Annotated in this window: 12 protein-coding genes; 11 read left to right on the plus strand and 1 reads right to left on the minus strand. The window is 60.8% G+C overall.

The window, feature by feature from the left end; translation table 11 throughout:
- Nucleotides 1-9: 9 nt before the first annotated feature.
- The 11 genes from KCX59_RS11795 to KCX59_RS11845 are packed head-to-tail and all read left to right on the plus strand — an operon-like array spanning nucleotide 10 to nucleotide 11,710.
- Nucleotides 10-1,119, plus strand: a complete 1,110-nt coding sequence (locus KCX59_RS11795; protein WP_178992765.1) for a Gfo/Idh/MocA family protein — start codon at nucleotides 10-12, stop codon at nucleotides 1,117-1,119.
- Nucleotides 1,116-2,132, plus strand: a complete 1,017-nt coding sequence (locus KCX59_RS11800) for an NAD-dependent epimerase/dehydratase family protein (RefSeq protein WP_179016604.1) — start codon at nucleotides 1,116-1,118, stop codon at nucleotides 2,130-2,132. Before KCX59_RS11795 ends, KCX59_RS11800 begins: the two co-directional genes overlap by 4 nt.
- The gene (locus KCX59_RS11805) at nucleotides 2,129-3,292 is read left to right on the plus strand and encodes a DegT/DnrJ/EryC1/StrS family aminotransferase (RefSeq protein WP_179016603.1); all 1,164 of its coding nucleotides are present in this window, start codon (nucleotides 2,129-2,131) and stop codon (nucleotides 3,290-3,292) included. Before KCX59_RS11800 ends, KCX59_RS11805 begins: the two co-directional genes overlap by 4 nt.
- Nucleotides 3,289-3,951 carry an acetyltransferase gene (locus tag KCX59_RS11810; protein ID WP_179016602.1) on the plus strand — a complete coding sequence of 221 codons (663 nt, stop codon included), beginning with the start codon at nucleotides 3,289-3,291 and terminating at the stop codon, nucleotides 3,949-3,951. Before KCX59_RS11805 ends, KCX59_RS11810 begins: the two co-directional genes overlap by 4 nt.
- Entirely contained in the window at nucleotides 3,948-5,420 is a 1,473-nt protein-coding gene (locus KCX59_RS11815) for an oligosaccharide flippase family protein (RefSeq protein WP_179016601.1), read from the plus strand. The genes KCX59_RS11810 and KCX59_RS11815 overlap by 4 nt, the downstream gene beginning before the upstream one ends.
- Nucleotides 5,417-6,691 (plus strand): glycosyltransferase, encoded by a 1,275-nt coding sequence (locus tag KCX59_RS11820; RefSeq protein WP_179016600.1) that lies wholly within the window; start codon nucleotides 5,417-5,419, stop codon nucleotides 6,689-6,691. The genes KCX59_RS11815 and KCX59_RS11820 overlap by 4 nt, the downstream gene beginning before the upstream one ends.
- Nucleotides 6,691-7,857, plus strand: coding sequence for a glycosyltransferase (locus KCX59_RS11825; protein WP_179016599.1), 1,167 nt, complete (start codon nucleotides 6,691-6,693; stop codon nucleotides 7,855-7,857). Before KCX59_RS11820 ends, KCX59_RS11825 begins: the two co-directional genes overlap by 1 nt.
- On the plus strand, nucleotides 7,847-8,749 hold the full coding sequence (locus KCX59_RS11830) for a glycosyltransferase (RefSeq protein WP_179016598.1): 903 nt from the start codon (nucleotides 7,847-7,849) through the stop codon (nucleotides 8,747-8,749). The genes KCX59_RS11825 and KCX59_RS11830 overlap by 11 nt, the downstream gene beginning before the upstream one ends.
- Nucleotides 8,750-8,800: 51 nt before the next feature.
- Complete coding sequence (locus KCX59_RS11835) at nucleotides 8,801-9,658, plus strand: hypothetical protein (RefSeq protein ID WP_179016597.1); 858 nt, start codon at nucleotides 8,801-8,803, stop codon at nucleotides 9,656-9,658.
- 2 nt (nucleotides 9,659-9,660) lie between these two features.
- The gene (locus tag KCX59_RS11840; protein WP_179016596.1) at nucleotides 9,661-10,362 is read left to right on the plus strand and encodes a hypothetical protein; all 702 of its coding nucleotides are present in this window, start codon (nucleotides 9,661-9,663) and stop codon (nucleotides 10,360-10,362) included.
- Nucleotides 10,349-11,710, plus strand: coding sequence for an O-antigen ligase family protein (locus KCX59_RS11845; protein ID WP_179016595.1), 1,362 nt, complete (start codon nucleotides 10,349-10,351; stop codon nucleotides 11,708-11,710). The genes KCX59_RS11840 and KCX59_RS11845 overlap by 14 nt, the downstream gene beginning before the upstream one ends.
- Before the next feature lie 25 nt (nucleotides 11,711-11,735).
- Here KCX59_RS11845 and KCX59_RS11850 read toward each other — a convergent pair whose 3' ends face one another.
- The gene (locus KCX59_RS11850; protein ID WP_434122450.1) at nucleotides 11,736-12,515 is read right to left on the minus strand and encodes a glycosyltransferase; all 780 of its coding nucleotides are present in this window, start codon (nucleotides 12,513-12,515) and stop codon (nucleotides 11,736-11,738) included.
- Between the last annotated feature and the right edge of the window lie 28 nt (nucleotides 12,516-12,543).

A 12,543-nucleotide genomic window follows, 5' to 3' on the forward strand; every position in this document is an offset into this window, starting at 1 on the left:
GAGTGGGAAATGAGCATACGAACGATTCCATCAGGACAACTCAACGGCCACGGCCCACAGCCCAGGCTCCGCATTGCGGTAGTGGGGGCAGGATACTGGGGCCCCAATCTTGCCCGGAACCTCAAAGCCAGCCCTGACTGGGATCTCGTTGCCATCTGCGACCTCGACGTCGAACGAGGGCTAAGGCTCGCCGAGACGGTTGGCGGAGTGGCCGTCGTCGAATCCTTGGACGAACTGCTTGACACGTACAACCTGGACGCCGTTGCAGTAGCTACCCCGGCGCATACCCACCACGGAGTGGTGATGACTGCCCTGCGCGCCGGCAAACATGTCCTGGTGGAGAAGCCGTTGGCTGACAGCCGTGCGAAGGGCCTGGAGATGGTGGAGGAAGCGAAGGCCAGAGGATTGGTCCTCATGGCAGACCACACCTACTGCTTCACACCAGCGGTCCTCAAGATCCAGGAACTGGTAGCCAGCGGTGCCCTGGGCGACATTTTGTATGTTGATTCCGTCCGCATCAATCTTGGACTTGTCCAACCGGACGTCAACGTTTTCTGGGACCTGGCGCCCCACGACCTTTCCATCCTGGACTTCGTCCTGCCAGGTGGCTTGCATCCCACGGAAATATCCGCTCACGGCGCGGATCCCCTGGGAACCGGCAGGGACTGCGTCGGACACCTCACTTTCGGCCTGCCCAACGATGCGATGGTCCATATCCACGTGAATTGGCTCAGCCCCACAAAGATCCGGCAAATGATCATCGGGGGGTCAAAGAGGACCCTGGTGTGGGACGACCTCAATCCCCAGCAACGCCTCAGCGTGTACGACCGTGGAGTCAGCCTGGAGCATCAGCCCAGATCTGCAGCTGACAAACGGACCTCCGCCATCTCCTACCGTTTGGGCGACACCTGGTCGCCGGCATTGCAGGAACGCGAGCCCCTTGGCCAGGTGGTCTGCGAACTTGCCTCCTCCATCCGCAACCGGACCATGCCACGGACCAGCGGCGAATCCGGGCTCCGTGTCTTGTCCGTTCTCGAAGCCGTCACGCAAAGCCTCAGCACTGACGGTCAATCAACAATCGTCGCCGGGAATGAAGTCTCTTTCCAGGTTGCGCGGTGAAAAAGCTTCTAGGGGCCAGTGTCCTGGTCACCGGAGGCGCCGGCACCATTGGTTCGACGCTGGTCGACCAACTGCTCGACGCCGGTGCGGCGCACGTAGACGTGCTGGACAACCTCGTCCGCGGCCGCCGCGCAAACCTCGACGAAGCTCTCTCCACCGAAAGGGTACGGCTGGTCGAAGGCGACCTCCGTGACCGCGACCTCGTCCACGACCTGACCCATGGCAAGGACCTGGTTTTCCATCAAGCCGCCATCCGCATCACCCAGTGCGCGGAAGAACCACGGCTGGCCCTCGAAGTGTTGGTAGATGGGACCTTCAACGTCTACGAGGCAGCTGCGGCGCACAAAATAGACCGACTCATCTCAGCCTCAAGTGCCTCCGTTTATGGCATGGCCGAGGAATTTCCCACGAAGGAAAGCCACCACCACCACAACAACGACACCTTTTACGGCGCGGCGAAGTCCTTCAACGAAGGAATGGCGAGGAGCTTTCGCGCAATGTCAGGCCTGGACTACGTCCTCCTGAGGTACTTCAACGTTTATGGACCCCGCATGGACGTGCACGGGCTCTACACCGAAGTCCTTGTTCGTTGGATGGAGCGCATAGTGGATGGCCAGCCCCCACTGATTTTCGGCAACGGGCAGCAAACCATGGACTTCATCCACACCGCGGACGTCGCCAGGGCCAATGTCCTTGCCGCCGTCAGCAATGTACGCGAGGGCGTCTATAACGTGGCCAGCGGTACGGAGACCAGTCTGGCGGAGCTGGCGCAAACACTGCTCAAGGTCATGGCTTCACCCCTCCACCTGGAACATGGTCCGGAGCGTGCCGTCAACGGAGTTGCCCGACGGCTTGCCGACGTCACGGCAGCACGCGAAGACCTGGGCTTCGAGGCAGTCGTTGGCCTGGAAGACGGCTTGCGCTCGCTGGTCTCGTGGTGGCGTCCGCTTCGTGCTGAGATTGCTGCCGCCCGCACTATGAGCCGCCCTGCACCGACAGTCGGTGCGCGATGACCATCTCCGAAACCCGCTTGGGCCGCGTTGACGTCATGAAGCCGTGGCTCGGCGAAGAAGAAGCCCAGGCTGTCGCAGAGGTCATCGCCTCCGGTTGGGTGGCCCAGGGTCCCAAGGTTCGCCAATTCGAGGACGCGTTTGCAGCCGAGCAACATGCTGGATTCGCGGTCGCAACGTCGAGCTGCACCTCTGCACTCCACTTGGCCCTCGTCGTTGCCGGCGTCGCAGCCGGTGATGACGTGGTGGTGCCATCGTTCTCCTTTATTGCTACTGCCAACGCCGCAACGTACGTGGGTGCGCGGCCCGTTTTCGCCGACGTCGATATCCTCACTGGCTGCGTTACTGCAGAAACCGTCAAGGCTGCCCTGACTCCCGCTACTACAGCGGTCATCGCCGTTGACCAAGGTGGAGTCCCGGTTGACCTGGAACCTATCCGGGCGCTGTGTGATCCTCTGGGAATCATCGTGGTGGAAGACGCCGCGTGTGCTATTGGCTCCAGATATCGGGGACAGCCCGTAGGTTCAAACGCCGATTTGGCTGCTTGGTCGTTCCACCCGCGCAAGATCCTCACGACGGGTGAGGGCGGCATGATCACTACACCGCGCCAAGACTACGGCGACAGGGCACGGCGCCTCCGCGAACATGCCATGAGTGTTTCAGCCGCTGATCGCCACGCCAGCCTGCTCGCCCCCGCGGAGGAGTACCTCGAAATCGGGTTCAACTACCGCATGACCGACCTTCAGGCCGCCGTCGGAATTGTCCAACTTGGCCGCCTCAATGCCGCCGTCCAGCGACGGCGCGAACTGGCCGCTACCTACGCGAACGCCTTCGCCGGAGTGGAGGGCCTACGCCTGGTAAGCGATCCGGAGTATGGCATCAGCAACTTCCAGTCATGCTGGCTGGAGGTCGGCCCGGCGTTCCCGCTGGGCCGGGACGCCCTCATGGCACGTTTGGCTGCGGATGGTATCTCTGCCCGCCGCGGGATCATGGCAGCGCACCGGCAGCCTGCGTACGCAGGCACGGACACAGGCACGGCCGGGCTGGACGCCACGGAGTGGTTGACGGATCACACACTCATACTGCCCCTCTTCCACCAACTGGCGCTGGGCGACCAAGTCCGCGTCATCGACTCAGTATTACGAGCCGCGGGTCAGCCATGAGCGAGCTACTCCTCATCGCGGCAAGCGGCCTCGCCCGGGAGGTCCTTGCCATGGTCCGCAGCAGCGGGCCTTTCGACGTCATTGGGATCCTCGACGACGACGAAGACAAGGTAGGCCGCGTGGTGGACGGGGCACATGTCCTCGGTCCCGTCCGGGAAGCTATGAACTACCCCCACGCCCTGCTGCTGATCTGCATTGGATCCGGCAGCGGCCGGGAAAGCGTGGTGATGCGGCTACGCGCCTTGGGGCTGGGCGAAGACCGCTACGCTACAGCGATCGATCCTTCCGTGCGCGTTCCAGAGGGCTGCATGATTGGCCGGGGGAGTATCCTCCTCGCCCACGTGAGCATGACAGCTTCGGTGACCATCGGCGACCACGTGGTCGCAATGCCAGGGGTCACGTTCACACATGATGACGTCATCGGCGATTACGCCACCTTGGCCTCCGGAGTGTCCCTCGGCGGCAACGTCCACGTTGGCCGGGCCGCCTACATCGGCATGAATGCCAGTGTCCGCGAGCGCCTGACCATCGGCGCGAAAGCGATGATCGGCATGGGCGCCGCTGTCCTTGCCGATGTTCCCGAGGACGAAACGTGGGCCGGGGTGCCGGCAAGGGTGATCCGGCGGGGAAATACCCCGGAGCTGGAGGGCGTCCTGTGACACTTCGGAGCCCGGTGACTCCCCGGCGGACACCAACGCCCACCAGGGCATTCGTGATCAGCGTGGTCAACGCTTTCATCACGAAGCTGGGCACGATCGGAATCGGAATCGCACTGGCACGCCTGCTGGGGCCCGAAGAATTCGGAACCTACGCCGTAGCATTTGTAGCTTTGGTTGCGGTCTTGAGCTTCAACGAATTGGGAGTCAGTCTCGCGATCGTTCGCTGGCCCGGTGACCCAAAGGACATAGCGGCAACCGTCACCACTATTTCGGCAACATGCAGCGTCCTGCTGTTCGGGGTTTCCTATGCAGCTGCACCCTACTTCACGGCCGCCATGGGAAATGAAGCAGCCACGGACGTGGTCCGGGTCATGGCGGTCTGCATCGTGCTGAACGGCTTGGTAGCCACCCCTGCAGCCCTGCTGCAACGGAACTTCCGTCAAGGCCAGCGCATGGTCATTGACCAAGTCAATGTTTGGCTGGGGGCAGGCGCCTCACTGATCATGGTGATCGCCGGGATGGGCGCCATGAGCCTTGGCATTGGGCGGGTCTTGGCCAGCCTGGTAGCCGGCGTCCTGTTCCTGATCTATTCGCCTTTGCCTTATCGCTTTGGATTCTCGTTGAAAGGTGCCAGGCAGTTGCTGGCGTTCGGGCTGCCCCTGGCCGGCGCCAGTATGGTGGTCTTTGCGGTTGGCTACGTTGATCAACTCGTTGCGGGGAAGATGCTGGGGCCGGTCGCCTTGGGCCTGTATGTTATGGCGTTCAACATGGCTGGCTGGCCTTCCAGTTTGTTGTCCCCGCCCCTTCGGAGCGTGGCACCGGCAACCTTTGCCAGGTTGCAGGACAGGCCGGGGGACATGCAGTCGGCCCTGTTGTCCCTTACCGGGGCGCTGGCAGCGGTCCTTTTGCCGGTCTGCGCGGTAATGATGGGATGCGCTGTCCCACTGGTCATGCTGGTTTATGGCGATGCCTGGGCTCCGGCCGGCCTCGCCCTCTTTTGGTTGGCTCCGCTGACCGCCGTGCGAGTCCTCCACGAGCTGTTCTACGACTACCTGGTCATTCTCGGTTTGTCCGGGCCGATTTTCACGGTCCAACTGATGGCGCTCGCAGCTCTGGTCCCCGCCCTGATTGTCGGGGCGATTTATGGCGGGATGTCTGGACTGGCTGCAGCGCCGGTGGCCGTTGCTGTTGTGGTGACCTCGCCGATGTACCTCAGGGCCATGAAGCGGGCGAACGTTTCACTGCGGGCGGTGGCCGTTCGACTTTTCCGGCCATTCATGGTGGCTGTTGCTGCCGGTGTTGGTTGCTCGCTGCTGAGCCAATCTGTGCGGTCACCGATGGAGGCCGTTCTCTTGTCTGCGGGTGTGGGCGTCCTGGCGATGGGCCTCACGCTTGCGTTTGGCAAGCGGGACATTGCCGATGTCCGGCGTTGGGGCCGTGGCCGTGCCCCCGAGGAGGCCTGGACATGAAGATCCTCGTCTATCCACACGACCTCCGCCTGGGCGGCAGCCAGCTGAATGCCATTGAATTGGGCGCAGCCGTACAGCGACTGGGGCACGACGTCCTGCTCTTTGGGCAACCAGGTCCGCTGGCGCAAACGGCTGTCGAGTTAGGACTGGAGTACGTTCCTGCACCACGTCCAGGAAAGCGTCCTTCGCCAAATGTCATCAGGGCCCTGGTCTGCACTGTCCGCGAGCGCGGTGTGGAGGTTCTTCACGGATACGAGTGGCCACCGGCCTTGGAGTGCCTGGCTGCTTCCAAAGTGGTGGGTGGCACCACGGCGGTCGCCACCGTCATGTCCATGGCTGTCGCTCCGTTCATTCCAAAGTCCATGCCGCTCATGGTGGGTACTGAGCAGATCCATCAATGGGAGTCTTCCCGGGGCAGGGGAGAAGTGCACGTCATGGAGCCGCCGGTGGATACGTACGCCAACCAGGCTTCGGCGACGGTGGGTTTGGACGCATTTAGCCGCAAGTTTGCACTGAGTGACCGTTCCCTCACCGTTGTCTGTGTTTCACGCCTGGCACAGGAACTGAAACTTGAGGGCCTTCTGAGCGCCATGGACGCCATCCGCCTGTTGGCCCTTGAACATCCGGTGACGCTGATCATTACGGGAACCGGTCCGGCCTCGGATGCAGTCGCTAGCCGGGCTGCGCTTATCAATGCAGCCACCGGGCGCGAGACGGTGACCCTCACGGGTGAACTCGCGGACCCGCGGCCTGTCTATGCTGCCGCTGATGTCGTGCTGGGGATGGGCGGTTCAGCGTTGCGCGGGCTTTCCTTCGGGAAGCCCCTTGTGGTCCAAGGTGAGCGCGGGTTTTGGGAACTTCTCACCCCCGACTCCCTACCTACCTTCCTGTGGCAAGGATGGTACGGATCCGGTCCGGGTACAGCCGGTGAAGGACAAACCGCCTTGCTCGCCATCCTGCGAGCGCTCATGGAAGATGAGCACCTTCGCCGGGACTTGGGTGGTTTTGGTCGGCAGCTCGTCGAGGAGAGGTACTCATTGGACTCCGCGGCTCAACGTCAGGTAGGCCTTTACCAGGATTTTGCCGCTGCCCGCCCCGGCCTGGCCACGACCTTGGCATCGGAAGTGGCAGCCATGGGCCGATACGCCGGCTATGTGGGCAAACGACGTGCTCAGCGTGTGCTGCGACGACTGCCCAGGGACGACTTTAATGCCCGCCCTGTTGCCAGCCACGCTGCAGGACCGGAGCTACACCTTGCCAAGGGGGTCTGATGGAAACCATCATGTATATCTCCGGCGGGCGGTGGGATGACCTGCCCGGCACTGACCGCCTTCTGGTGGAGTCGCTTGCGGTAACAGGTCCTGTGCTGTGGGTTGATCAACCTGCCCCGGTTTTCCGTTATGGGGATGTACGGAAATACATGATGAGAAGTCTCCGCGGCGTTCCGGAACACCTGACCCCGCACCTCAAGCGTCTCCGGCTTCCAGCGCCCCCGCTTTTCAGTTCCAGTGTCGGCCGTCCCATTACTCATGCGATCTCAACACACTGCATGGACAAGGCCATCCGACTCTCCGGCCGTCCGCCAGCGGCCGTCATCAACGCATCTCCCGTTGTGGCATTTCCGGCGAATTTTGCAGGGACACGGTTGCTCCATTTGACAGATGACTGGTTGGCCGCAGCTGACTTGATTGGCTTCCCTTCGAACTACCTGCGTCGTTCACTTGAACGCAACCTAGCGGCGGCAGACGTTGTTACTGCTGTTTCGCCAGGACTGGCTGCGAAAATGTCCAGTTTCGCAGGGCGGCCCGTGGGCGTTGTCCCCAACGGCTGTCGTCCACCCACCAGGCGCGCTACCGATAATCGCCGACGGCCCATCACGGCCCTGGTTGGACAGCTCAATGAGCGCTTGGACCTGGATGTGCTTGAGTCGTTGGCTGACACCGAACTCGACATCCTGGTCCTTGGCCCACGGACTGAGTCCAACCCCGTAGCCAGGCTAAGGCTGGATGCCTTTTTGAGTAGGGGAAATGTGGACTGGCGTGGATACGTTCGGCCCAGCGAGGTTCGCCGGCTCCTGGAGACAGCATCGGTAGGGATCACTCCGTATGCCAACACTGAATTCAACAGGTCCAGCTTCCCCCTGAAGACGCTGGAGTATCTTTCTGCCGGACTGCCCGTTGTAGCAACGGACCTGCCATCAGTCAGCTTGCTGGAGTGCAGCGCTTTGTTCGTTGCCGGAGACCGCGCAGAGTTCGTGGATTTGGTCAAGGGAGCCTTGACCCATCATCCGGATCAACAGCAACGCGAAGACATGCGGCGAGTCGCGGAGGCAAACTCCTGGGAAGTGCGGGCTTCAACCATCCGGGACCTCTGCGGACAACACATACCTCAGGACGCCGTCACTGAGTCCGTTCGAGGAGGACACCATGATCGATGACAACCGGACAACCTCGGTGGATTCGCTTGACCACGTCTTCCTGACGCGTTTCAATCTTCCCTCGCAAGGCTTCGAGAGCTTTGTAAGGGCCCAGGACGGGTGGCTGAGAGAACGAATGGTGCTGTTCGAGCGCTACTGCCTTCCCTCCGTGAAAGCCCAGACCAACCAAGACTTTCACTGGATCATTTACTTCGATCCGGAGAGCCCGGCATGGCTGCTGGATCGCATCCAGCAATTGAACCGGGACCGGACCTTTCTACCCCTGTTCAGGACGGCTGTCAGTCCTTCCGAACTGCTCCAAGACATTCGGTCAGCAATTCGAGGCGATCGCCAACTGCTCCTCACAACCAACCTGGATAACGACGACGGGTTGGCCGTCGATTTCGTTGAGCGACTACAAAAGGCTGCCGGTGGCCAAGGCAGCACAGCCATCTACCTTGCTTCCGGCCTTGTGAAGGGAAATGGCTCCGTTTTCCTCAGGCACGACCCCCACAACGCTTTTTGCTCCGTCAGCACACACTGGTCCACACCCGTAACATGTTGGGCCGCATGGCACACCATGCTGGGACACTCCATGAACGTCAGGACGCTCCATGGCTCGCCGGCGTGGCTGCAGGTGGTGCATGACCACAATGTGAGCAACCGGATTCGGGGCCGCCGTGTAGCCCCCGAGCCATACCGGGGCCTCTTTCACAGCCTTTTGGACGATGTTCCCAACCCCGGCTTGCAGACGATATTTGTGGACCGAGTTTTTGAGTCGCCCCTGAGGGTTCTACGGGAGTTGATTCGGACCACTGCCAAGGCAGTCACCATTGCACTGCTGGGACGCCAAGGGATAGATCGGATCAAAACGGCCGTCGCAAGTAGGAAAAGCACCATGTCAGGGCCGTGAGCCATGTGGTCGTCCAACCCCAAGTCATCGAATGAGAGGTAAGTGCGGGACATGCAGGTACAGAAGATATTGAAGAGTCTGGGACGCCGATGGTTCATTGTTGTGCTTGGGCTTGCCCTGACCGCAGGTGCCTGCTTCGTCCTTCAACGGAGCACCCCCGACAACTACAAAGCCCAGGCAAGTTTGGTTTTGCTGCCCTCAACCCAAAGCGTTGGAGAGACAGGCAACCCATATTTGGGGCTGGGCGGCATGAGCGAGGCTCTTGACATCCTCACGCGCAAGATGTCCTCCGAAGAGTTCAAGGAGAACATCCGCGAGCAGAGCGGGGCAGCCACGTTCACAGCCGAAGCCGACCGTGGAACGAGCGGTGCCATCCTCCTCATCACGGCTACTTCCCACGACGCCGACCAAGCACTCAAGGTCCTGGACACGGTCATGAATCAGGCCCCGGTGGCTCTAACCGAATTGCAAGACGTGCTCAACGTCCCTAACGCCTCCCGCATTTCCACAATGAACCTGTTGGAGGACAGCAAGGCTGTTCCTGAGGTCAAGGCGCGGACTCAGCTCATCCTTGTAACCGCTGCCGGAGGGACAGCCTTCACTGTCATCATCACTGTGCTCCTCGATGGCTTGCTTCTGACGAGAAAGAGCCGGAGGAGTACACAAGGATCCGCCAATCACACGGGACCAAAGCCGCCAAACCCGGCACGCCGTCGGCAAAAGTCCGCGTCGCGTACCTCTGCCAGCGGCACAGTCAATGAACCTGCAGACCACATCCTGAACTCGCACCAAGTTCACAAGCCGTCATCAGTCGGTCGCCCTGTACGTAATCGGCCCAAAGCTGACGATCCGGCTTACCTCGCAGGTGAAACAGTCACCGTCGTTCCCAGCTCGTCCAGGCCGGGATAGTCATGACCGCGGCCATCCTCTTACGCATCATTGCCAGGCGCTGGTACATACTGGCCGTCGGAATCGTCATTGGTCTCGCGTCCCTAGGCGCCGTCCGGTCGTCTGAACCTGTGTACTGGACAAAGGCTGAAGTCACTTTTGTGGCTCCAGATCGCAAGCCCGCGTACTGGATTCCCGGCGACGACTACGCCTCGCTGGTCGATTTCGCTGCCATGGTGGAACGGCGCGTGAACTATAACTCGCCTTCGGTGGACCTCACCCTGTCAAGCGGAACCCTCTACGGCGCCGGCGTACGGCATGGTTACTCGGTGAATCTACTGAACAGTGGTGGTCAGTGGGCCAAGAGCTTCCGATGGCCGGTCCTCTCCGTACAAGTCGTTGACTCCAGCGCTCAAAAAGTGAAAGAAGTCCTGAACGGTGTCATTGACCAAATCAACGCTGCATCACTCGCCCTGCAAGCTGAGGCCGGGGTCCAACAGGACCTCATAACCACGCTCACTTCGCCGTCAAGCCCGGAGATCGTTTTCGGCGGAGGAACCCAAATCAACCGCGTCAAGGGCGCCGTTTTCTGGGTAGGCATAGCAGCCACGCTTTCAACGCTAGCCGCCGTGATCATCGATACAAGGCCGCGTCGACGCAGGACCGCAAATAAAAAAACTACGCGTGTGCAGCAAACAGAGGAAAAGTCCCATGTACCGGGTTAATGGTTTGCTCCACAGCGAAGGTACCCAGGGGGCGGCCCGGAAATCCGATGCCCCCATATTCCTCACCGTGTACTTGGTACTGACCTTTGCGCTGCCATCGAACCTGGTCGTCGCATCCCTGGGTTCCATCGGCCGACCAAACACATTGTTTGCGCTGCTGGGATTAGCATGGTGGATTCTTCACCAATTACTACGCACTACATCATCCACCCGGAGCTTCCACCCCTTACGCATTGCCATATCAGCGTTCCTCATTGTCGCCCTGGCCAGCTATGCCTACGCAATGGTGCGAGGACTGCCCGAAAGCGAAGCCAGCCCCGCAGACGCCGGCTTGTTGAGGTTGGCGGGCTGGGCCGGAATTCTGCTGATCGCAGCAGATGGCCTGACTACCCGTGAAGGAGTCAGGAAGGTGCTCCGCCGATTCGCCCTAGTCGGCGGATTGACCGCAACTCTGGGATTACTCCAGTTTGCCACTGGATCGTCGCTTATCGAATGGATCAGAATACCGGGCCTCAGCGTCAGTTCCGAGCTGGCAAACATCGACTCCCGCGGCGGATTTGTTCGGGCAGCAGGCATGTCGATGCACCCTCTCGAGTACGGAGTAGTCCTGTCCGCCTCCCTACCAATCGCCATTACACTCGCCCTCAACGACGTCACGAAGCGCCGACTCCTATGGTGGATCCCGGTGGGCCTGATTGCAGTGGCGGCCATGTTGTCAGTCTCAAGAGCCGCGCTGATCTGCATGGCTTTGGCTTTCCTCATTCTTTTACCGATGTGGCCCAAACAACTCCGACGACGGGCTGTGGTTGTTTCGGCGTTACTAGTCGGAGTCATATACGTAGTTACCCCCGGCATGATCGGGACGCTCTTTGGCCTGTTTACCGTGGGCACCGATGACCCCAGCATCAGCTCTCGAACGAATGGCTACTCCACTGCATTCGGAATGGCAGGCCAACAACTGGTGCTGGGCCGGGGCTTCGGAACCTTCCTACCCGCGTACGTGATCGTTGACAACCAATACCTTGGGCTTTTGGTCGAGCTCGGCATAGCAGGACTTCTTGCCTTCCTGCTATTGGTCTCCGCCGGAATGTTCTGCGCCTGGCGAGCACGCAGGCTGGCAAACGATAATGAACAGCGTCAAACGAGTCAATCAGTACTGGCCTCCATCGCGGCAGCCGCCCTGGCATTTGGATTCTTTGACGCTTTTGCCTTTCCCATGGCGGCCAGCGTTTTATTCCTCATGCTTGGAATTGCTGGAGCGCTGTGGCGGATTTCCCAGCGTGAAAGCGCTGACGCGCAGCTAAAAGAGCACCTGAAGGAAGAGGCCGCCCCTGCCGGAAACGACTGAGCAAGGTCCAGGTCGGGTTGATCTGCTAGCGGCGGCTCTCGTCCCTTTCCCAAACGGGGGAAGACATGGCTGACAACGACGCACGACGGCGACCCACAATCGCGAACGTGGCGTAGATAAAAGCGTCAAAAGCCGTCCACGGCCCCCGCACTGAAGCGAGCAACTCCCGCATCGTCCGGGTCAAGGAAGCACCACCAGTCGCAACGTCCTGCTCGCTATTTCCACGATACGTACGCCGCAAGACCGCCAACAACGCAGCCGTGGTCCGAGGCGTTCGAACAATTACCGGCTCAGTAGGAAGTACAGCTTTCTCCCGTTCATCAAACAGCCTGTCCACAAAGTAGTCGTCGCCCGTAAGGTCAGGAAACATACCCAAGCGATCATGCCCGGGCCTGCTCAACGCATAAACACCTGCGCCCCACAGGCCCTGAGCGTTGCCTGGGATCCGGCTCCGGGCCCGATAGTATGCGCGTACGGGCGCAGAAGCGCCCTGGGTGTCGTAACGGAACGCCGGTCGTGCCGCCAGAAGAGCGCCATCCTCCAACGCCGTAAAAACGGCCCTGAGCGCCTTCGTGTTCACCTCGATGTCTGCATCCAAGTAGAGACGCGGCCACAAGCAGGTGCACTGGTCGCCGGCATTCAGCGCAGCAGCCTTCGACGCCTCCGGCACTTGAAGGACAGAAACACCCTCCCACCGGGACACAATCGCATCCGTGCCATCCGTGCACCCGTTGCAGGCCACGACCACATCAACTGTGCCCCACCCAATGACTTCACTGAGGGACTGAAGTGTCCGTTCGATCACTGCTGCCTCATTGTGCGCAGGGATTATG

The organism is Paenarthrobacter nitroguajacolicus (assembly GCF_051027655.1).
GTDB classification, from domain to species: Bacteria; Actinomycetota; Actinomycetes; order Actinomycetales; family Micrococcaceae; genus Arthrobacter; species Arthrobacter nitroguajacolicus.